This window comes from Aquimarina brevivitae (genome assembly GCF_004216895.1).
In the GTDB taxonomy this organism is placed as follows: domain Bacteria; phylum Bacteroidota; class Bacteroidia; order Flavobacteriales; family Flavobacteriaceae; genus Aquimarina; species Aquimarina brevivitae.
The window spans coordinates 1,077,644-1,098,111 of sequence record NZ_SGXE01000001.1 but is presented as its reverse complement, the minus strand read 5'-3'; the positions used below and the strand labels follow the sequence as shown (position 1 = coordinate 1,098,111).

The 20,468-nt window shown below is 36.9% G+C and carries 22 protein-coding genes; 18 read left to right on the top strand and 4 right to left on the bottom strand.

The annotated features are described in order from the left end of the window. Positions 1-136: 136 nt before the first annotated feature. On the bottom strand, positions 137-634 hold the full coding sequence (locus tag EV197_RS04620; protein WP_130285560.1) for a DUF456 domain-containing protein: 498 nt from the start codon (positions 632-634) through the stop codon (positions 137-139). Between the two features lie 137 nt (positions 635-771). Here EV197_RS04620 and EV197_RS04615 point away from each other — a divergent pair, with 137 nt between their 5' ends. From EV197_RS04615 to EV197_RS04570, 10 genes are all read left to right on the top strand, one after another. Further along, positions 772-1,209, top strand: coding sequence for an energy transducer TonB (locus EV197_RS04615; protein WP_130285559.1), 438 nt, complete (start codon positions 772-774; stop codon positions 1,207-1,209). Between the two features lie 116 nt (positions 1,210-1,325). Then, positions 1,326-1,685 (top strand): BlaI/MecI/CopY family transcriptional regulator, encoded by a 360-nt coding sequence (locus tag EV197_RS04610; RefSeq protein ID WP_130285558.1) that lies wholly within the window; start codon positions 1,326-1,328, stop codon positions 1,683-1,685. A gap of 25 nt (positions 1,686-1,710) precedes the next feature. Beyond that, positions 1,711-2,205 (top strand): energy transducer TonB, encoded by a 495-nt coding sequence (locus EV197_RS04605; protein WP_130285557.1) that lies wholly within the window; start codon positions 1,711-1,713, stop codon positions 2,203-2,205. 37 nt (positions 2,206-2,242) lie between these two features. Next, entirely contained in the window at positions 2,243-4,258 is a 2,016-nt protein-coding gene (locus tag EV197_RS04600) for a peptidylprolyl isomerase (protein ID WP_130285556.1), read from the top strand. Positions 4,259-4,320: 62 nt separating this feature from the next. Continuing rightward, positions 4,321-4,803, top strand: coding sequence for a hypothetical protein (locus tag EV197_RS04595; protein WP_130285555.1), 483 nt, complete (start codon positions 4,321-4,323; stop codon positions 4,801-4,803). A 45-nt stretch (positions 4,804-4,848) separates the two neighbouring features. Continuing rightward, positions 4,849-5,406 (top strand): crossover junction endodeoxyribonuclease RuvC, encoded by a 558-nt coding sequence (ruvC, locus tag EV197_RS04590; RefSeq protein ID WP_130285554.1) that lies wholly within the window; start codon positions 4,849-4,851, stop codon positions 5,404-5,406. Between the two features lie 43 nt (positions 5,407-5,449). Next, a complete protein-coding gene (gene hemW, locus EV197_RS04585; protein ID WP_130285553.1) occupies positions 5,450-6,580 on the top strand; it encodes a radical SAM family heme chaperone HemW in 1,131 nt (376 codons plus the stop codon). Positions 6,581-6,590: 10 nt separating this feature from the next. Further along, the gene (locus EV197_RS04580) at positions 6,591-7,337 is read left to right on the top strand and encodes a cyclase family protein (protein WP_130285552.1); all 747 of its coding nucleotides are present in this window, start codon (positions 6,591-6,593) and stop codon (positions 7,335-7,337) included. A 44-nt stretch (positions 7,338-7,381) separates the two neighbouring features. After that, positions 7,382-7,852 (top strand): hypothetical protein, encoded by a 471-nt coding sequence (locus tag EV197_RS04575; RefSeq protein ID WP_130285551.1) that lies wholly within the window; start codon positions 7,382-7,384, stop codon positions 7,850-7,852. 611 nt (positions 7,853-8,463) lie between these two features. Further along, positions 8,464-8,826 carry a hypothetical protein gene (locus tag EV197_RS04570; protein WP_130285550.1) on the top strand — a complete coding sequence of 121 codons (363 nt, stop codon included), beginning with the start codon at positions 8,464-8,466 and terminating at the stop codon, positions 8,824-8,826. Positions 8,827-8,980: 154 nt separating this feature from the next. On the opposite strand, the gene EV197_RS04565 is transcribed toward EV197_RS04570, so the two are convergent. Further along, complete coding sequence (locus EV197_RS04565) at positions 8,981-9,835, bottom strand: energy transducer TonB (RefSeq protein WP_165389001.1); 855 nt, start codon at positions 9,833-9,835, stop codon at positions 8,981-8,983. Between the two features lie 208 nt (positions 9,836-10,043). Between EV197_RS04565 and EV197_RS04560 the strand changes: the two genes are divergently transcribed. Genes EV197_RS04560 through EV197_RS04545 form a run of 4 tightly spaced genes read left to right on the top strand, consistent with a single transcriptional unit; the run spans position 10,044 to position 13,473 of the window. After that, positions 10,044-10,661, top strand: coding sequence for a DUF4230 domain-containing protein (locus tag EV197_RS04560; protein WP_130285548.1), 618 nt, complete (start codon positions 10,044-10,046; stop codon positions 10,659-10,661). A 2-nt stretch (positions 10,662-10,663) separates the two neighbouring features. After that, entirely contained in the window at positions 10,664-11,020 is a 357-nt protein-coding gene (locus EV197_RS04555; RefSeq protein ID WP_130285547.1) for an MmcQ/YjbR family DNA-binding protein, read from the top strand. A 3-nt stretch (positions 11,021-11,023) separates the two neighbouring features. Next, positions 11,024-11,695 (top strand): TIGR00266 family protein, encoded by a 672-nt coding sequence (locus tag EV197_RS04550; protein ID WP_130285546.1) that lies wholly within the window; start codon positions 11,024-11,026, stop codon positions 11,693-11,695. Between the two features lie 8 nt (positions 11,696-11,703). Next, complete coding sequence (locus tag EV197_RS04545; RefSeq protein WP_130285545.1) at positions 11,704-13,473, top strand: MutS-related protein; 1,770 nt, start codon at positions 11,704-11,706, stop codon at positions 13,471-13,473. Here EV197_RS04545 and EV197_RS04540 read toward each other — a convergent pair. Next, entirely contained in the window at positions 13,450-14,310 is an 861-nt protein-coding gene (locus tag EV197_RS04540; protein ID WP_130285544.1) for an AraC family transcriptional regulator, read from the bottom strand. The two genes, EV197_RS04545 and EV197_RS04540, sit on opposite strands and share 24 nt — an antisense overlap. Before the next feature lie 188 nt (positions 14,311-14,498). Between EV197_RS04540 and EV197_RS04535 the strand changes: the two genes are divergently transcribed. From EV197_RS04535 to EV197_RS04520, 4 genes are read left to right on the top strand one after another with little or no spacing between them, the layout of a single operon-like run. Continuing rightward, a complete protein-coding gene (locus EV197_RS04535; RefSeq protein WP_130285543.1) occupies positions 14,499-15,419 on the top strand; it encodes a dihydrodipicolinate synthase family protein in 921 nt (306 codons plus the stop codon). Further along, positions 15,416-16,999 (top strand): aldehyde dehydrogenase (NADP(+)), encoded by a 1,584-nt coding sequence (locus EV197_RS04530; RefSeq protein WP_130285542.1) that lies wholly within the window; start codon positions 15,416-15,418, stop codon positions 16,997-16,999. The genes EV197_RS04535 and EV197_RS04530 overlap by 4 nt, the downstream gene beginning before the upstream one ends. A gap of 2 nt (positions 17,000-17,001) precedes the next feature. After that, complete coding sequence (locus EV197_RS04525) at positions 17,002-18,012, top strand: 4-hydroxyproline epimerase (RefSeq protein ID WP_130285541.1); 1,011 nt, start codon at positions 17,002-17,004, stop codon at positions 18,010-18,012. 1 nt (position 18,013) lies between these two features. Further along, positions 18,014-19,261: an NAD(P)/FAD-dependent oxidoreductase gene (locus tag EV197_RS04520; RefSeq protein ID WP_130285540.1), complete on the top strand. Its 1,248-nt coding sequence runs from the start codon at positions 18,014-18,016 to the stop codon at positions 19,259-19,261. A gap of 9 nt (positions 19,262-19,270) precedes the next feature. On the opposite strand, the gene EV197_RS04515 is transcribed toward EV197_RS04520, so the two are convergent. Next, positions 19,271-20,371, bottom strand: a complete 1,101-nt coding sequence (locus tag EV197_RS04515) for a DUF4407 domain-containing protein (RefSeq protein ID WP_130285539.1) — start codon at positions 20,369-20,371, stop codon at positions 19,271-19,273. Positions 20,372-20,468: the final 97 nt, after the last annotated feature.

The following is a 20,468-nucleotide window of genomic DNA, read 5'->3' as shown; positions in this document are numbered from 1 at the left end:
CCAAAAGTGAGGTTATCAAAAGAAAACTATTACCTAAAAAAACGACGAAATCGAACTTTTTATGAAAAGCTGATCAGCTAATATAAATGAGGAACGTGGGTTTCCGAAGTACTTACTATAAGTAGTATTTTGTTTCTCAAAACAGCCGATCCCAGTGGCTACTGACTTCCATAATATATAATACCAAAAACGCTAAAGACACTATAAACTTAATAAAAGTACCTGCTAAAAATCCTAAGAATGAACCAAATGCAGCCTTCAAAGCTTTACCTGAGTCCGGCACTTTAAGCATTTCTCCTATAAAAGCACCGACAAAAGGACCTATTATGATTCCTAATGGGATCGGAGCTATTATACCTACAATCAAACCTAGGGTTGCTCCAATAGCTCCATATTTTGTACCTCCGAATCTTTTAGTACCCATAGCAGGCACCACATAATCAAGTACCCATACGATAATTGCAACCGCCAAAGTAATACCTAAAAACGTCCAATTCATAGGAACTGCCTTGGTAAGGTGTAATACTAAAAAACCAATCCATGCGGTCAATGGCCCGGGTAGAATAGGTAAAAAACTACCTACGATACCTAAAAGACAAAAAAGAAATCCGACTACAATTAAAACTATATCCACGCTTTAATTACACTTAAAATTAAACTTTAAATAATTTTAACTCCTAACAGTTAAACCTAGCTTAATACCATTCACTAGGCAAGACATTAATTTTGGCACCTCAAAATAACGACTATTACGCAAAACTACCCCTTAAAATGAAAAATCTTATTCTGATCGCCCTGTTTTTATTCTGCAGTGTAGCCCACTCTCAAAATATTTTAACAACCGAAAAATGTAAAAGTTCCACAAACCAACGAGTACGTAAAAACTGTATAAATAAAGAACTCAACGCCTATGCCAATACTAACTTTGATGTAAACCGCATAGCAACCTACGCACAACTTGGAGAAAATAGAGTCTACACCAGAGTTAGCATCGATCATCTAGGGAGAATCACTAACATTCAGGTTAAAGGTACAGCTCCAGAATTAGAGCAAGAAGCAATTCGAGTTCTAGAACAATATGATGGATTTGTATTACTACCTGAACAAAAAAGTACCGCAAGCGATGAGAACACTAATGACTTTACGGTGTTAATCTCTTTTATGGTTGATGCGACCGAGTATGACCATACAGCCACCGCCAACTTCTAACTAATTACTTAACTACTTACAAATCTAGTTTTCTCTTTTTTTAACTAAAAAATTAGTTTAAACTAAAAATTTAGTTATATTTGCTTTATAGAACTAAAAAATTAGTTGAATAAAGCATGAAACAATTAACTAAAGCCGAAGAAGAAGTAATGCAATTACTCTGGGAACTAAACGAGGGTAATGTAGCCGCTATTATTGAGCAAATGCCTAAACCAAAGCCAGCATATAACACCATATCGACAATCGTAAGAATCTTAGAAAATAAAAACTTTGTTTCACACAGAAAAGAAGGTAAAGGCTATATCTACTATCCCATTATAAAAAAAGAAGAGTATAGCAATCAATCCTTAAACAAGTTAGTGAACAATTACTTCAATGGCTCCTTTAAAAATATGGTTTCATTCTTTGTAAAGAAAAATGATCTTGATATTGAAGATATCGAGACCTTATTAAAAGACATGGACAACGATAAATAATTCATTAATCAAAAATCGAATAGTTATGTTATTTAAAAACGTATTAAAAATTACTTCTGCTTTAATCTTTGCAGGATTGTTAATTACTTCCTGTTCTCAAAAAGAAGATGATTCAGCCAGTACACAGGTAAAAAATGAAGAAGAACTAGAGACTGTTTCCTTAGATAAGGTGCCATTTATGCAACTGGACAAATATCCGGTATTTCAGAATTGCGAGCTGTTATCTGACAATAACGAGATAAAGCAATGTACTGCAAAATCGATTACGGAACACGTAACGGAAAATTTTGATATTAAATCAGTGTCAGAATTTGCAGAAAAGGGTACAAACAAGATTTTTGTTCGGTTCATAATAGACAAAACCGGTAATATTAAAGATGTTGTAGCTAGAGCTCCATCAGAGGAACTTCAGCAAGAAGCCGTACGAGTTATACAATCGATACCGGCTATGGTACCAGGTGAAAAAGACGGCAAAAAAGTAAATGTACAATACTCATTGCCAATCAATTTTATAATTTAAAAAAGAAACCTGCCTAACAAAATTTAAAATCTTAACTATGTTACAATATCTCATATACGTCATTTTATTTCAGTCCATGTTTTTAGCCGTTTATGATATTTTTCATAAAAAGGATACCTTTTTTTCGTTGGGCAGGTTTTATTTGCTAATCACTTCTATAATTTCCTTTATACTCCCTTTTATAAAAATCAAAACAATAAATAAGACGATTCCTAATGAGTATTTAGTTAGGTTACCTGAAGTTTTTATTGGAACAAAAGGAGGAACTGCAGCTACCGAAATTATTACTACTAGTTCCAATTTATCCGTATGGCAACATATAAATTGGTGGTTAGTTGCTTACCTAATTGGTTTTGTATTCACACTTTTCAGGTTTGGGTTGAAAAATTACAGCCTCTATAAACTAAGAAAGGACGCTACCAATGCTACTGTCAAAGGGTTTAAAATTTACTATATAAAAAACAGCACAGATGCTTTTTCTTTTTGGAACAGTATTTATCTTGGAGATGCCATACCCCAATCTTCTAAAAATCAAATAATTACTCACGAATTAGTACATCTACAGCAAAAGCACTCTATTGATTTATTGTGGTTTGAAACTTTAAAAATTATTTTTTGGTTTAATCCACTTACATACCTATATCAAATTAGGATTAGCACCTTACACGAGTATATTGCAGATGCCAATAGCATAAAAATGTTAGGTAAAAAGGAATATTATCAAGGGTTACTAAATTCAATTTTCAACACTGAAGACATTCCTTTCATCAATCAATTTTATAATCACTCTATTCTTAAAAAGCGCATCTCTATGCTGAATAAGAAGAAATCAAAGACCATGGCTAAATATAAATTTATAAGCCTCGTTCCTTTAATTGTAGTAATGGTCGTTTTAAGTTCTTTTGCTGATAAAAGAGATTTCGCAGAAAATTTCAAAGAAGACAATACCCTGCCAGCTACTACCACAAGTACTGAAAACGTTTTTGAAACAGAAGAAGTTCCCAATTCTAACAAGCTAAACGAATCAATAATTACTCAAAAAACTGTACAGGACACGATTAATATCTTTAAAAAGGAAGCTGTAAATAAATTACTAAAAATTAAACTAGAAGTAGAACAAGGAGATAGCTTTGCAGAAAAAGCAATATTATATTCAGAAGACCCAGGTTCAAAATCAAATGGTGGTTACTATAAGGTTACAAAAGACGCTCCCTTTGAAGAAGCTTTTCTTGATGTTGCTTTTCGCCTATCTGAAGGGCAAATTTCCGATCCATTCCAAACCAGTTTTGGCTATCACATTATATTGTTAGAAAAGATCAATGGTAATGCAAGAGAAATACGTCATATTTTGATTACGCCAAAGAATGAAATGCCTTTTGCCTTAATTGATAAAGTACCTGCAACCAAAGCTTGTGAAAATATAGAAGAAAATTCGCAAAGAAAATCGTGTTTCGCGACTGAAATCAAAAAATATGTAGTTCGATACTTTGATGTAAAAAAAGTAACTCCTTATGCGCAAACAGGGGTCAATAGAATTTATGTGAAATTTGCCATAGATACTACCGGGTTTTTAACAAGCGTGGAAGCGCGTGCATCCCATCCAAAATTAGAAGAAGAAGCAAAAAGAGTTATACAATCTATCCCACCAGTAATACCGGGTGAACATCAAGGGCAAAAAGTTAAAGTACTATACTCCTTACCAATTGTTTTTCAAGTTGAAGGGAAAAAAAATGAAACGCGAACTAAATCATCAATAACAGATGATAATATTTTAAAACAATATATTGATTATAAGAAATACACTAATCCAGAGCCCGGTTATTATCTTGTAACAGGTGTATATAAGAGAGAGCTTTATCTTAAAAAGGGAATGGAAATGATACAAAATAAAGGACTCAAACCTAAGTCATTTACAAATCCGCACGATGGCTATTATTATACTTATCTCGATAAATTCGAAACATTAGATGAGGCTAAGAAAATGTTGTATTCTGATTTCAACAATAAATACACTGATGATCTGTATATCCTAAAAGTTGAAGATAAAGATTAGAAAACAATTAAGATTATAATTCGACTAAAATTTGTCTGGTAATAGCGCTATATTTGTACGCTATGAAATGGAGTTACTTTTTAGCTATACTATGTACGTTGACCTTGCTGTCGTGTAATTTGATACCCAAAAAAGAGAAAAAGCAACAAATCCTAGACGAGGAATGGCAAAAAATTGCAACTAACGAGGTAGAAGAACCGCCTCTATTTGAAAATTGCAGCACCACAACCGAAGCTGCTTTAGAACGTTGCTTTCAACGTACCATAACTAATCACATCAAATCCTATCTTGAATCTCAAAATCTAGCAGTTACTGAATCTATCAATGATACTGTTTGGGTGCCTATATTAATCACTAAAGAAGCAGAGGTGCTAATTAAAGAAATGAAGGTGCCTGCAAGCATACAACAACAGATCCCTAATTTTGCTACTTTACTTGGCGAGAGTATTAAAACTTTACCTCCGGTAAAACCAGCACATACAAGAGGTACTGAAGTTTCAACACAATATCGATTACCCATAATCATTTCTATTGAGCAGCGTTGATTAATTATTGCTTAGCTTTGTACCCTAAACTAGATCATTTTACCCTTGAGTTCAGAAAAAATCATATTAGGCATAGATCCAGGAACCACCATTATGGGATTTGGATTAATCAAAGTTGTAGGCAATACGATGCGCTTTTTGCAGCTCAATGAACTACAGCTTAGTAAATATGATGATCATTATCTGAAGCTAAAGTTAATTTTTGAAAGAACCGTTGAACTGATTGACACCTATCACCCAGACGAGATTGCGATAGAAGCACCTTTCTTTGGCAAAAACGTGCAGTCTATGTTAAAGCTAGGGCGAGCCCAAGGAGTAGCAATGGCGGCTGGCTTAAGTAGAGAAGTGCCGGTGACAGAATATTCGCCAAAAAAGATAAAAATGGCCATTACCGGCAACGGTAATGCCAGTAAGGAACAGGTCGCCAAAATGCTGCAGAGCCTGCTGAAGTTAAAAAAGCTTCCTAAAAATCTAGATTCTACAGATGGACTTGCCGCTGCGGTATGCCATTTTTATAATCTAGGAAAAAAAGATATCGTTGGTAAAAGCTATACAGGCTGGGCTGCTTTTGTAAAGCAAAATGAAGGTAGAGTAAAAAAGTAGTGCTTTTAAAAAATTAAAAACGTAAAACCTAATTTGTAACGTCATCAGCGGAATTTATATCCATATCCCCTTTTGTAAACAAGCTTGTCATTATTGTGACTTTCATTTTACAACTTCTTTAAAGCATAAAGAAGCACTTATCGATGCCTTGCTACAGGAATTAATGTTGCGAAAAGACGAGGCAATCACACCCATCGAAACCATCTATTTTGGTGGTGGCACCCCTAGCCTACTCACCTATGCAGAACTCCAAAAAATCATTGATACTGTTTACCAAAAGTACGCTGTGGTTGCAGCTCCAGAGATTACCTTAGAGGCAAACCCCGACGATCTTACTTCGGCCTACCTAAAAGAACTAAATGCTAGTCCGGTAAATCGGTTAAGCATCGGTATTCAGTCTTTTAGAGATCAAGATCTTCGACTTATGAATCGCGCGCATAACAGCGAAGAAGCCCACCGATGTCTGTCAGAAGCTCGCGCCTTATTTGAAAACATTTCTATAGATTTGATCTATGGCATCCCAGAATTATCCAGTGCTGATTGGAATGCTAATATCGGTATAGCCTTATCCTATGACATTCCGCATATATCGAGTTATGCGCTAACCGTAGAGCCAAATACCGCCTTACCTAAACTAATTCAAAAAGGGATTATCCCTCCGGTAAAAGATGAGCTTGCCCAGCAGCATTTTCAAATTTTAATTGATATGTTAGCCTCCGCGAATTTTGATCATTACGAGCTTTCCAATTTTGGAAAACCAAGTTACTACAGCAAAAACAATACGGCTTATTGGCTTGGCAAGTCGTATCTCGGTATTGGTCCCTCCGCTCATTCCTACAATGGGGTCCAACGGAGTTGGAATATTGCCAATAACATCCAATACATCAAAGCCTTACAAGCAAACCAACTACCCGCTGAGATCGAAACCCTAAGCAAAAGAGATCGATACAATGAGTATGTAATGACAGGGCTACGCACTATGTGGGGGGTATCGCTACAAAAAATAGTAGAGGAATTTGGCCCTACTTATAAAACCTATCTGTTAAAACAGGCCGAAAAACACTTACAAGAACATCTACTCTATCTGGATAATGAACAGCTATTTACCTCTAAAAAAGGGAAATTTTTAAGCGATGGAATTGCAAGTGACCTTTTCTTATTAAATTTGGAATAGTCAGAGCGCTATGATTACAAAACTTACACACCACAATAAAACCTACACCCTAGACTTGTCTAAACCGTTAGATATTTCGATACCCATACGTGCCTCGAAAGAGAATGTGAATGCATGGTACATTCCCGAACCCAAAATTGAACCCGTTCGCTTTGGAGATTGGGTGGGTAAGGTTAAAGAAGGTGCCTCTACCAATTTTAACAACATCCTATTTAACCCACACGGACACGGCACGCATACAGAATGTGTGGGCCATATCACCAAAGAATTTTACAGTATCCATCAATCATTGACCCAATTCTTTTTTATCGCTGAACTCATTACGATTACACCGATAGCTATTGGGGAAGATCAGGTCATCACCAAACAACAAATTGAAGAGCAGTTGCATACCAATCCTGAGGCATTACTACTACGAACCTTACCCAATACAGATGCGAAGTGTAATCAACAGTATTCGAATACCAACTGGCCTTATCTAACTGAAGATGCTGCTTTGTTCATCAGAGAACAAGGTATCCAACATTTACTTATTGATCTACCCTCTGTAGATAAAGAAAAAGACGGAGGCAAGTTACTGGCTCATAAAGCTTTTTGGGATTACCCTACCAACCCAAGAAAAGGAGCTACGATAACCGAGATGATCTTCGTAGCGGATCGTATCTCCGATGGTACGTATGTCCTCAACCTACAAATCGCTTCTTTTGAGAATGATGCCTCACCCAGTAAGCCTGTACTCTACACAGTTGAAGTTTAGTTAAAACTATAATTAGCTAGAAAGCATGAAATCTAGATTTTAATATGAGAGGAATTTTATTATTTATTATGCTGATTTTTCTATTGAGTTGTAACAATAGACCAAATAAAATTCTCAGTAAAGTTTTTGAAAATTACAAAGATTATAACTTTCAAAACAAATTTTTTGAGTCTAATGACTATGTAACCCCACTATTAATTATTTACAAAGCAGAAATGACGAAAGATGAGTATTACAAGTTAATAAATAGTCCTAAGTATGTGCCTAATTGTAATACTTTTAAAGGCTGTCGTTATGAAAACATGAAGGCAAACAGTTTCCCTTTTAATTTATCTGAAGTAAATTGGTGGCAACCAGTTTACAATCTTAATCCAGATTTTGTAGGTCATTATAACGCAAAGATGGATCAATTCACTGATTGTGAAACTTCAAGAGAGTACAAGTTTGCTTATAAATTTCTTAATGGCTATTGCTATTTAATCATAGAAAATACCTTGGAAAATCGCAGAAGGTAATTACCCGCTTCGCAAAGTCTGCAAAATAGCAGGGTAGCAAAAGAGGTGGAACAACTTAGAATTGTTTAACAATATTTAGTACATAATAGAAGAAACTTACTACTACGATAAAACAGTAAGGCATATACTTAAATTTAACAAGTGCAAAAAACCTCTATTTTACAGATTAGATACTATTGTAAAAATAAATACAATGTTACACAAAATCATTCACGAAAAATTTCTTATTAACGATAACTTTTCTTTAATAAAATCTAATACGCTATTTTCTACCAAGTTAATTTTAAGCTCAGAGATTGCAATGAATTTGTTTACTCTTTATTATTTTTTAAATAAGTATTTTGATGTTAAATTTGATTTGATCACTATAATACTGATTGCAATGGTTACTCCTTTATTTATAGTTTTTGGCCTAGTGAAAGATGATAAGATTTTAGAACTAGATAAGAATTGCCAGAAATCGAATAAGTTAAATCGCTCGATTGCCATAATATATAGCATACTGTCTTTTACTTGTTTAATTATGGTGCTAAAAAAATTAGAATTTTGATTATAAGTCCTACCAACTGGGAAAAGGTTTTACTCCTAAATAATGCAAATAATATTTTCTTATGAAGGTGCATAAATTAAATAATATCTTAAATTACATTTTAACTGATGATGAATTGGTAAAATCAAGTTTAATTGAAAGACAAAATTACAACCTTGACCAGATAATTAATTACCTTGATAAAGGAGGTAAAGTTTCTACAGTTTCAAGCAAAAGGCAATGTGAATTTTGCGGAAAAATTGCAGGGTCTATTAATTATTATACTGATGGTAATTGGGTTTGGCCGGAATGGCTTAAACATTACATAAGTGATCACGCAATTAACTTACCTAATATTTTTATAGAAAAGGTAAAAGAAGATAATATTGACGAGAATCTTATAAGGCGGATAGTTAATCAAGAATTAGAAATCGAACTATCTTAAACCAGCTCCTCCGCTAGCGCTGGAAATCGAAGATTCGACGAAGTCAATCCTTTCCAGTGCCCGTTAAGCGAAGTGTGCTCTGCGAATGTCTGTGACTTCGCAGCAATAACAATAAACTTACTATAAAGAAGTCTTACTATCCCACTAACTCCAATTACTTCAACTTAAAAACTATCGGCAACAGTTGCTTGGTTTCTAAAGGTTCACTTAAAAAGGTTGCAGGCTCCCATACCGGCATCTGTTGTACGATACGGATGGCCTCTGCATTACACGCCGGATCTAAACCTTTGATCACCCAAACATTACTTATACTACCATCTTTGAGGGTCTTAAAAGCAACATATACTGTACCTTCAACGCCCATTTTTCTTGAAATATCCGGATACCTCAAGTTGCTGCTCAGGTATTTCGCCAATGCCATTTTACCACCTTTTGGCGCGGCCTCGGTAATTTTTGGTAAGGTATCTAGTATCTTACCTGATTCGTCCGTAACATAGCTATCTATACCTATGGAATCTTTATAGGTAGTAGTTATAAAACGTTCTTTTGTGCTATCATAATAGCGAAATGTGCCATTACCCTTAGTCAAAACCGCTTCACCCTCTGGTGTCCAGGCTTGTAGCATTCTAGAGGAAGTTACTGGTCTAATTAATTTTTCCCATTTAAGATTTCCGTTTTTATAATAAGCTCTGGCTGTCCCTTTTTCAACATTGTGGTGATAGGTGGTTTCTTCCTTTTTATTACCATTTTCAAAATACCAAGTAAAAGTATCCTCGCGAGTGGCCTTTTTAGGGTCCGTATAATAACCTTGCATTTCTAAATGATGGGTGGCACTGTAAAAACGTTCCACTTTCCAGATACTATCCTCTTTTGTTAGGATACGATAATATTCGGCATTTTCTTTATTAGGAAGTACCCGTTTTTCATAATCATAATACGTAGTATCCTGTGCCTGCACTACAAAAGACAGGCAAAGCCCGATAACCCAAATAAGCTGTTTGTTTACCATTTTAATTTCAAAATTGAACCTGTAACTTTTTCCCTTTAATACAAAAACCATTCAATTGTAATTTCTCCTAACTTGAAGACAAGAATAGCTCTGTCACTAAAATAACAAATTAAACGCTTGCAACGACTAATTCAATTTTTGGAGGTAACCTATTTAATCCAACAAACCAGCAATAGGATATTAAAAAAGCTTCATTTATCTTTACCCTATGGAATTACTTTTTATAGGATTATTGGCAGGTGCCGTTATATCGTATTTTATTCTATCCCGATTCAATGCTTCCAAAAGAAAGGAAAAAGCACAATCACAATCCGTCCTTTTGATGGAAAAAATCCGTAGCGTATGCAAACTCGTTACGGTAGAAGGGGATTTTGCAGAAATTTATCATTACCAAAGCGTAAAAGACAAGTTTTTTAACCTGCTGATCGGTAGAAAAAAAGCCCTGATTCTTATCGATGCCAAAGCTCACGTAGGTTTTGACCTGTCGCAAATAAAAATGAATAGCGATACCAAAAATAAACGCATCGTACTTTCGCATTTTCCGCAACCTACCCTACTGACTATCGAAACGGATTTTAAATTTTATGATATGAAAGAGGGGTGGCTCAATCCTTTTACGTCGGTAGATTTAACCGAAATCAACAAAGAAGCCAAACAGTTTATAAGAGATAAAGTACCGCAAAGCGGTCTTATGGAAGCCGCTCGAAAAGAAGCCTTACAAGCCATATCTCTCATGGAATCCTTGGCTGCTTCGATCGGCTGGAAATTGGACTATACCGCCCTAAAAATACAAGAAGAAGAATCGGACAAAGCATTAAAAGCGTAATCGTGAATATTGAAGAATTCAGAAATTACTGTTTGGCTAAAAAGGGCGTTACTGAGTCTTTTCCCTTCGATCAAACTACTTTGGTCTTTAAAGTCATGGGCAAAATGTTTGCACTAACCGGGTTAGATAGGATTCCCTTTAGTGTCAATCTAAAATGTGATCCCGAGCGGGCTATTACACTCCGAGAACATCACCCTGAAGTACAACCGGGATATCATATGAATAAAAAACACTGGAATACGATTAACTTTTCTGGCAATTTAGCTACTAATAGGTTATACGAACTCATCAACCACTCTTATGATTTGGTCGTAAGCGGTTTACCAAAAAAAGACAAAGAAGCGCTAGAAAATTTATAGTACATGAAAACAGCTGTTTTAGCATATCCTAATTCCTATCTTACCATCAACCTACAAAAAGGCGAACAGGTAATTACAGAACGAGGAGGATTACTCTATGCCGAAGGATCGTATACCCTAGAAACCAAAATCGAGGCAAAATCAGTAAATCACTGGTTGGCAAAAATTTTTGGAGGTAAAAGTCTTACCTATAATGCCTATACTGCGGTGACCGATGTAGAATTGATTTTAGCTCCAGCGACCAATGCCGAACTGTTTGAGATCGAACTAAAAGATACGGATACCTTGTTAATTGAACCTAATGCACATTTTGCGCGATGTGGTTCTATTAATTTGCAATTAGCGAAACAAGATTTAAAAACCACCCTAAATGATGGGGTAAAACTAAGAGCCACAGGCACAGGAACTTTATTTTTAACTGGTTACGGTAGAATTATAGAAAAACAATTAGATACCAACACACCAATTATAGTGGATGAAGAGGCACTAATAGCTTACGATGATTCGTTATCGGTAAAGACCGTTTCTAAAGGAATCAAAGAGTTTGTGACTAGCGGAGAAGGATTCTTGTTCGAAATTTCTGGTCAAGGACGCATCTGGTTGCAAACCAGAGAAAAAACGACCTCCTCAGGAGGTGGAGGATTTATTGACTCCATTTTTAGCATTTTTAGATAATAACCATAATGAAAGAACCCATAGCATATTACCATACCCAACTAGAAGAAAAACAAGCCGCCCTCAGCCGGGTTAAAAAAAGGTTGGCAGCCTCTAGTACAATTAGAGTGCTTTTATTTGTAAGTATTGTAGCCTGCGTGTATGTTGGTTACCCCAATACACAGCTCATTATAGGCACAGCAGCGATAGGTATCGTACTATTTTTATTCTTGGTAACGAGACACGCAAATCTTTCGCATCAAAAAGATAAGCTACAAGAGCTCATAAATATCAATCAATTAGAGATCGATGTGCAATCCGGAGAGCTGTCTAAACTAACCCCAGGATCCCGCTTTATTGATCCTACCCACGAGTATAGCCTGGATATTGATCTTTTTGGACCGAAATCATTTTTTCAATACCTCAATAGAACAGTCACTCTGGCGGGTAGAAAATATCTTGCCCAACTATTGTGTGCCAATGATATTGAACACATCGCCCAAAAGCAACAGGCTGTTAAAGAGCTGGCAAAAAAAGTATCTTGGCGGCAAGACTTCTCTGCTATTGCGCGACTGGTAGCCGTTGATGTTCCGGTAGCAGACATTCAAAACTGGTTTGACAAATTCAAACCCTTTGTTTCCTCTGCAGTAGCAAAATTGCCCAAAGTATTTTCAGTCATATCACTGACCTTAATCTCACTATTGTTCTTTGAAGTGATCCCTTTTTCGATACTACTATACTGGTTCTTTTTAGGTTTAGGAATCACTGGAGTTTTTATTAAAAAAATCAATTCGCTTTATCAGGACGCCAACCAAGTTCAAAATACTTTTGAGCAATATTATAAACTTGTCGCTCTTATAGAGAAAGAAACCTTCACATCTGAGCTTTTAAGAGCAAAGCAGCAACAAGTGATCGACCAAAAAGAAAAAGCTTCTACCGTACTTAAAAAATTCGCTCGAATACTAGGAGCATTTGATCAGCGTAATAACATGCTATTTGGAGCATTGGCAAATGGTTTAGTACTTTGGGATTTATGGCAAAGTAGTCGTGTGGAAGGTTGGATTGCTTCACATAATCATAAGGTTAGAGATTGGTTTGAGGTGATCGCTTTTTTTGATGCCTATAACTCCTTCGGAAATTTTGCATTTAACCATCCCACTTTTAGGTTTCCTAACATCACATCGGGTGCAACTACCATTGCAGCCGTACAATTGGGTCACCCCTTATTACACCCGGAGAAGCGAGTAGATAATGATATTACCATACAAAACGAACAGTTTTTTATCATCACTGGTGCTAATATGGCAGGCAAAAGTACCTTTTTAAGAACCGTTGGTTTGCAGATTGTAATGAGTAATGTGGGACTGCCAGTTTGTGCCACTTCTTGCAACTATAGACCTATCAAACTCGTAACGAGTATGCGTACCTCGGACTCACTAAGTGATGATGCCTCCTACTTCTTTGCCGAATTGAGTCAGCTTAAAAAAATTGTTGACAAACTTCAGGAAGATGAATACTTTATCATTTTAGACGAGATTTTAAAAGGTACAAATAGCAAAGATAAAGCTTCGGGCTCTAAAAAATTCGTTGAACGACTGGTGGGTGCCAAGGCTACAGGGATAATTGCCACCCACGATCTTAGCCTATGCGAAACTGCTAAAGAACTACCACAAGTACAGAATCGATATTTTGATGCTCAGATTATCGACGACGAGCTATTCTTTGATTACACCTTTAAAGAAGGTATTTGTCAAAATATGAATGCTTCCTTCTTATTAAAAAAGATGGGGATCATTTAAGGTTTTTTTATAGGCCGAAGGAGTTATTTGCTTGATTGCTTTGAATTTTCTATTAAAATTGGATAAGTTTTTAAATCCACTTTGATATGCAGCTTCTGCAATAGACAGCTCCCTATTTTTTTCTAACAACCGTGTTACATTAGTTATTCGTATTTCGGTTAAGAATTGGAAAAATGTTTTGTTGGTTCGTTGTTTAAAATACCTACAAAAGGCATTGGGCGTCATATTGGCCATCCTAGCAATTTCTGACAAGGAAATATCTTCGTTAAAATCTTCTATCATACGTTGAAATACTTTTGCCATACGCTGCCCTTCTCCTTCTCTATATTTCTTTTGTAATGGTTGCTGCGAAAGTTTTTGTACAGGAATATCAATAATACACTCTAGCACTTGCAGAAATAGGATAAAGCGATGTAATTTTTGTTTTGAATGGACTAGCGTCAAAAATAATTGATGCAATCCTTTAGGCTGAGATAAGACTTTAAAACCATAACTGGTATTTTCAAAAAATGACTTCAGCTTACTGAACTCGGGCAGGTCAAAAAACGCCCTACCAAACGAATCTTCTGTAAAGAATAATGAAATCATGTAGGTTTCCTTACCCGTAAACGTACTTTTAAATAAATGCGGAACCTTACTCCCAAAAACCAATAAATCTCCTGGACGATACTCCGAAAAAGAATCGCGCACCACTAGTTTCCCTTCTCCTTGGACGATCAAAGAAATCTGAAGCTCCTCGTGCTGATGATAATGATCGTATAAAATAGCTCCTCTATCCTCCTGTACAATAAGAGTAGCGTCGCTGGTCTTAGGAATTTTAAAGGGTAACGGTTTCATAACTACATTGATACTAACACTTTTAACACTAATATATACAATATTAGGTAATATAGTATCAGTTTTGGGTAATTTTCATACGGATTGCTTAACTGTGCACAACTATCTTTAACCTACGTATACAACACTGATTCTAGCAATCAAAAAGCAACATACAATCATTTTTAACCCAACTTAAACTACAAGTTATGGTAAACTGGCAAGGAGTAATGCCTGCGGTAACTACAAAATTTACCGCTAAGGACACTTTAGATTTAGCAATGTTTAAAACCAATATACGCGCACAGCTTGAAGCAGGCGTGCACGGTATTATTATGGGTGGAACACTCGGAGAAGCTAGTACATTAACCGATGAAGAAAAACAGATACTATTAAAAGAGACTGTTGACATGGTAGCAGGTGATGTTCCGGTAATTATCAACATTGCAGAACAAACCACCAAAGCAGCGGTAAAGGCTGCAGCAGTAGCAGAAAAAAACGGAGCCTCAGGATTAATGATGTTACCGCCTATGCGCTACAAAGCTGATGATTATGAAACGATAACGTATTTTACGGAAGTCGCTAAAAGCACGGCACTTCCTATAATGGTATATAACAATCCGGTAGATTATAAAGTTGAAGTGACATTGGATATGTTTGAAGAACTACTCTCACAACCAAATATACAGGCGGTCAAAGAATCTACACGAGATATCTCCAACGTTACCCGAATAAAAAACAGGTTTGCCGATCGGTTAAAAATTTTGTGCGGGGTTGATACTCTAGCCCTTGAGAGTCTTCTTATGGGAGCTGATGGCTGGGTTGCCGGATTGGTAGACGCTTTTCCGGCAGAGACCGTAGCCATTTATGAGCTTCAGAAAGCAGGGAAAATCAAAGAGGCCATTAATATCTACAGATGGTTTTTACCATTGCTGGAGTTGGATATAAATAGTAAATTAGTACAAAACATTAAACTCGCAGAAGTAGCAACCGGTATAGGAACGGAATATGTAAGAGCTCCACGATTACCACTTACCGGGCAGGAGCGAAAACAGGTACTGCAAATTATTACCACCGCACTCCAAAATCGTCCTACACTTCCAAACTATCAAAATCTAAGTACCATATGATCACCGGTAAAAACCAAATAGGCAACACATTAAGTGCATTAAGCAAAAACACGTTTCGCACTTTTAATCCTGCCCTTTCGATAGCTAATGAACCACTATTTTATGAAGCTAGCGATCAAGAAATAGAAAAAGCGATGCAACTTGCCGACGAGGCATATGCAACCTATAAAAATGTTTCCGGTGCTCAGAAAGCAGATTTTTTGGATAGCATCGCAGACGAAATAATAAAGATTGGCGATGTACTCATCTCCACTTATATTGCCGAGACTGGTCTACCAGAGGGAAGGGCAATTGGCGAACGGGGACGAACGGTTAATCAGCTCAAAGCCTTTGCTGAGTTACTACGAGAAGGATCATGGATCGAAGCTACCATAGATACCGCTTTACCTGATCGTGAGCCAGTGCCTAAACCAGATATCAGAAAGATGAATATCCCGATAGGGCCTGTGGTGGTATTTGGAGCCAGTAATTTTCCATTAGCCTTTTCAACAGCAGGCGGAGATACCGCTTCTGCACTAGCCGCTGGATGTCCGGTAATTGTAAAATCACATCCGCTACACGCCGGGACCGGAGAATTAGTTGCCGCTGCCATTGCTAAAGCAGCCGCAAAAACACAAATGCCAAATGGAGTGTTTTCTAACCTTAACAGTTCAGGTATTGAAGTGGGACAAAAGTTAGTCAGTCATCCCTTAACAAAAGCAGTTGGATTTACCGGAAGCTTTAAAGCTGGTAAAGCATTACTAGACCTAGCCGCTCAACGCAAAGAACCCATACCTGTATTTGCCGAAATGGGCAGTGTTAACCCTGTAATACTGCTCCGTGAAGCCTTACAAAACAACAGTAAAGAGCTGGCCACAACCTATGCGCAATCCATAACCTTAGGGGCAGGCCAATTTTGCACAAACCCTGGTCTTTTAATTGGTTTGCAAAGTAAAGCATTAGATCAATTCATCGCTCTATTAACCGATCAGCTAAATGCAATATCCCCATCCTGTATGCTACACCCTAGCATACAACAATCTTATGAAAATAATAAATCAACACTCATAGCGCAGTCGGGGGTACAACAGCTTACCACATCGAATCTAGAGCTTACAGCAAATTATGGTTTGCCGTCACTAACGACAGTAAGCGGCAGCGATTTTATCAACAACCCTCAATTACATCAAGAAGTCTTTGGCCCGCTTTCGTTATTAGTTCGGTGCAAAAACATAGCTGAAGCATTACAGGTAATAAATAGTTTAGAAGGGCAACTTACCGGCACCGTAATGGCCGACAAAGACGATATAAGCCATTACCCACAACTCATTGATTCCTTATCACAGAAGGTAGGTAGACTGATTTTTAACGGGGCTCCTACAGGAGTAGAAGTTTGTCCTGCGATGACACATGGTGGTCCCTATCCTGCTACTACAGATAGCAGATTTACCTCTGTAGGTACCGCTGCGATTTATAGGTGGGTACGCCCGCTCTCTTATCAAAATTGGCCTGATGCATTGTTACCCGATGCCTTAAAAAATAAGAACCCATTACAACTGTACCGTAGGGTAAACGGTGCATTAACCAATACTGCGATCTAATAATGCCAAAACAGATTTTTAAATGTATTGATGCCCACACCTGTGGTAACCCTGTACGAGTGGTAACAACCGGTCACCCTTTGCTCATCGGTAATTCTATGAGCGAAAAAAGACAACACTTTATCAAAGAATACGATTGGATTCGAACAGGCTTAATGTTTGAACCTCGGGGGCATGATATGATGAGTGGAAATTTTTTGTATCCATCGCACAATCCAGAAAACGATTTTTCAATTCTTTTTATTGAAACCTCAGGATGTCTACCGATGTGCGGACACGGTGCTATTGGTGCTATAACCATAGCAATTGAAGAACAACTTATTGTTCCTAAAATTCCAGGAAAATTAAAAATGGAAGCTCCAGCAGGATTGATAGCAGTAGAGTACCAACAGCGCAATGGTAAAGTGGAATGGGTAAAGCTAAAAAATGTAACCTCGTATCTCGCTGCAGAAGAATTACGAATTGTTTGCCCTGAATTAGGCGAACTCATCTTTGATGTGGCGTATGGAGGAAATTTCTATGCCATTATAGATCCTCAAAAAAACTTTAGCGGTATCCAAGATTTTACAGCAGGTAAAATTATTCAATATTCACAAGTGCTAAGAGACCGTATTAATCAGAAGTACCCAGGCTACTTTGTACATCCCGAAAATAAAACCATAAAAAACGTAACGCATCTGTTATGGACAGGCTCTCCTATTAATCCTCTTTCCTCCGGTAGAAATGCTGTCTTTTACGGCAACAAAGCAATCGATCGCTCTCCTTGTGGAACCGGAACTTCTGCGCGTATGGCGCAATTATTTGCTAAGGGTATGCTAAAAAAAGATGAAGAATATATCCATGAAAGCTATATAGGTAGTACATTTATTGGAAGGATAGAAGAAGTGACTGCTATAGCCGATACCAAAGCTATAGTTCCTAGCATCCAGGGATGGGCAAAGATTTATGGCTATAATACCATTAGTATTGATGAAGAAAACGACCCCTACGCTTTTGGATTTCAAGTAATTTGATATGAAAAAAAAGATAAACATTATTGGAGGTGGCATCATCGGTTTATGTTCGGCCTATTATCTACATAAAGAAGGTCATGAAGTCACTGTAATCGATCAATCTTCAATGGACTTTGGCGCTTCTTATGTCAATGCCGGATATTTATCACCCAGTCATATTATACCACTTGCCGCTCCTGGTGTAATGGCCAAAGGGATACAATGGATGTTTAATCCCTCAAGTCCTTTATTCATTAAACCTAGTCTAAGACCTGATTTTTTACAATGGGTCTGGGCATTTAATAAATCCTGTTCTACCAAAAATGTGGATAAAGCTATTCCTGCTATCAAAGCAATTGCCTCTTTAGGCAGAGATTTGTACGATCAGATTATAACCGAGGAAAACTTTAATGCACATCTTGATAAAAAAGGGTTGTTGATGTTATGCCAAACAGAAAAAGCACTTGAGGAGGAGTTTAGGGTTGCAGCAATTGCCAGGAAAGAAGGGTTAGATGTCAAAATCATAGCTGCTGAAGAACTAGAAAGATTAGAACCAAATACAAAAATTGAAGCTTTAGGAGCGGTTCACTTTTTATGTGACTGGCATAGTACTCCTCACTCTTTTATGGAAGAGCTTAAAAGCTATTTGTTAAAAGTAGGCGTAACCATCATTAAAAACGAAAAAATTAATGAGGTCGCAACTACTCATAAAAGTATTACTGCTGTTTTGAGCGAAAACAAGCGCTACACAGCAGATGAGTTTATATTTACCTCTGGCGCATGGACAAAAACATTATGTAAAAAAATAGGTGTTCGACTACTTCTTGAACCCGGAAAAGGATATCGTATCAACCTACAAAGAGATACGGGGATTTCCTTACCTGCTATTTTGGTTGAGTCAAAAGTGGCGGTAACCCCTATGACTGGATTTACCCGGTTTGCAGGTACTATGGAGATCGCTGGGATAAATCACTCCATAAACCCTGTAAGAGTAAATGCGATCGCCAGCGCTGCTAAGAAATACTATCCTGAAATAGAAATAAGTGAACAAGAAAAATCTGATGCTGCTTGTGGGTTACGACCTGTAACGCCAGATGGTTTACCTTATATTGGGCGAGTATCAACTTATACAAATGCAACGGTAGCTACCGGACACGCCATGCTAGGTTGGACTATGGGTGCCTCTACAGGAAAATTAGTGTCCGAAATCATCACAAATAAAAAAACATCGATAGCAATCGATGTTTTTAATCCCAACAGAACTTTTTAATAGTATTTATTACAAAAATTCGGTTTGCCGCTTATAAAAAGCATCTTGTTGCTTTTTCAATAGCTCCCTGGCAATTTTCTTTTTATAGGCATAAAGTTCTTCCTCTTCGGATAGATCAGTATACACTCGATCATTAATCGTATTATCGGTATTCAATACCGTTTTTCTTTGTGCTTGTTTTTGTGCTACCCAAGTTTTTATTTCCCCTTCTTTATCGGACAACTTATAATCATACTCTCCTTTGGGTGAAAGTAATTTTGCAAAAATAGGAGAGGTTTCAATAGCTAAAAACAATAAGAATATAAAAAAACTTGGCAACCAGGGTAATTCATTGAGGGCATTGATTCTTGCCATCAATCCATCAAAATTGTCAATGATGGGTTGTGAATTTTCAACTTTACTATCGTAGGCCAATGCCAGCTCTTGCTTTTTTGATTCCAAAAGAGTAATCTTTTCTTGAGTACTATTTTTAAGCGTCACTAAATCAGCTAAGGCCGCATCGTGTTTTTCGCGTTTTTCTTTATACACCGGACCTTTTCCTAACAGTTTAGTACCTGCTCTTCCTTCAGCTTCGGCTATATAGGTAGCATATAAAGCATTGACTTCTGCTTCTTTTGCACTTACTTCGGCTTTCAACGTATTGATTTCAGCATCGATTGCAGATATTTGAGGGGTGAATTGTGTTGCAATTTGTTCTTTATTAGCTAGCGTCAATTCATTTTTCTGTTCGAGCAGTACACGATCGATTTCCTTTTCGAAAATTTTTAATTCAAGCGGTTTAGCAATTACTACTGCAATGATAATCGCTAAAATGATTCGAGGAGACGCCTGCAACAGCTCATCGATAAAACTATCTTTTTTCTTAATCGTGGATACGATAAAGCGATCAAGATTAAAAATCAATAATCCCCAAAGCAGTCCAAAAAATACTGAGGTATAATAATTGTCAAAAACAGTATACAAGGCATAAGATGCAGCTACAAAAGCCATAACTGCTGTAAAAAAAACGGTTGCGCCAATACCGGCATATTTATTCTGCTCTCCATTGGAGCAATCTTTTAAAATTGTCATATCTGCTCCCGAGCAGATCATAAAAAATCGTTTTAACATAATCTAGGAGGTTTTTTGATTGAATACACCTATACAACGCTGATAATGAACAAAATGTTGCATAAAAAAACTCCCGTGAAGGGAGTTTAACTTTTAA

What these genes read in the sequence shown, in the direction of transcription:
- EV197_RS04615 (WP_130285559.1), top strand. Translation starts at nt 772, where the DNA reads ATGAAAAATCTTATTCTGATCGCCCTGTTTTTATTCTGCAGTGTAGCC.
- EV197_RS04610 (WP_130285558.1), top strand. Translation starts at nt 1,326, where the DNA reads ATGAAACAATTAACTAAAGCCGAAGAAGAAGTAATGCAATTACTCTGG.
- EV197_RS04605 (WP_130285557.1), top strand. Translation starts at nt 1,711, where the DNA reads ATGTTATTTAAAAACGTATTAAAAATTACTTCTGCTTTAATCTTTGCA.
- EV197_RS04600 (WP_130285556.1), top strand. Translation starts at nt 2,243, where the DNA reads ATGTTACAATATCTCATATACGTCATTTTATTTCAGTCCATGTTTTTA.
- EV197_RS04595 (WP_130285555.1), top strand. Translation starts at nt 4,321, where the DNA reads ATGAAATGGAGTTACTTTTTAGCTATACTATGTACGTTGACCTTGCTG.
- EV197_RS04580 (WP_130285552.1), top strand. Translation starts at nt 6,591, where the DNA reads ATGATTACAAAACTTACACACCACAATAAAACCTACACCCTAGACTTG.
- EV197_RS04575 (WP_130285551.1), top strand. Translation starts at nt 7,382, where the DNA reads ATGAGAGGAATTTTATTATTTATTATGCTGATTTTTCTATTGAGTTGT.
- EV197_RS04570 (WP_130285550.1), top strand. Translation starts at nt 8,464, where the DNA reads ATGAAGGTGCATAAATTAAATAATATCTTAAATTACATTTTAACTGAT.
- EV197_RS04565 (WP_165389001.1), bottom strand. Translation starts at nt 9,835, where the DNA reads ATGGTAAACAAACAGCTTATTTGGGTTATCGGGCTTTGCCTGTCTTTT.
- EV197_RS04560 (WP_130285548.1), top strand. Translation starts at nt 10,044, where the DNA reads ATGGAATTACTTTTTATAGGATTATTGGCAGGTGCCGTTATATCGTAT.
- EV197_RS04550 (WP_130285546.1), top strand. Translation starts at nt 11,024, where the DNA reads ATGAAAACAGCTGTTTTAGCATATCCTAATTCCTATCTTACCATCAAC.
- EV197_RS04545 (WP_130285545.1), top strand. Translation starts at nt 11,704, where the DNA reads ATGAAAGAACCCATAGCATATTACCATACCCAACTAGAAGAAAAACAA.
- EV197_RS04540 (WP_130285544.1), bottom strand. Translation starts at nt 14,310, where the DNA reads ATGAAACCGTTACCCTTTAAAATTCCTAAGACCAGCGACGCTACTCTT.
- EV197_RS04535 (WP_130285543.1), top strand. Translation starts at nt 14,499, where the DNA reads ATGGTAAACTGGCAAGGAGTAATGCCTGCGGTAACTACAAAATTTACC.
- EV197_RS04530 (WP_130285542.1), top strand. Translation starts at nt 15,416, where the DNA reads ATGATCACCGGTAAAAACCAAATAGGCAACACATTAAGTGCATTAAGC.
- EV197_RS04525 (WP_130285541.1), top strand. Translation starts at nt 17,002, where the DNA reads ATGCCAAAACAGATTTTTAAATGTATTGATGCCCACACCTGTGGTAAC.
- EV197_RS04520 (WP_130285540.1), top strand. Translation starts at nt 18,014, where the DNA reads ATGAAAAAAAAGATAAACATTATTGGAGGTGGCATCATCGGTTTATGT.
- EV197_RS04515 (WP_130285539.1), bottom strand. Translation starts at nt 20,371, where the DNA reads ATGTTAAAACGATTTTTTATGATCTGCTCGGGAGCAGATATGACAATT.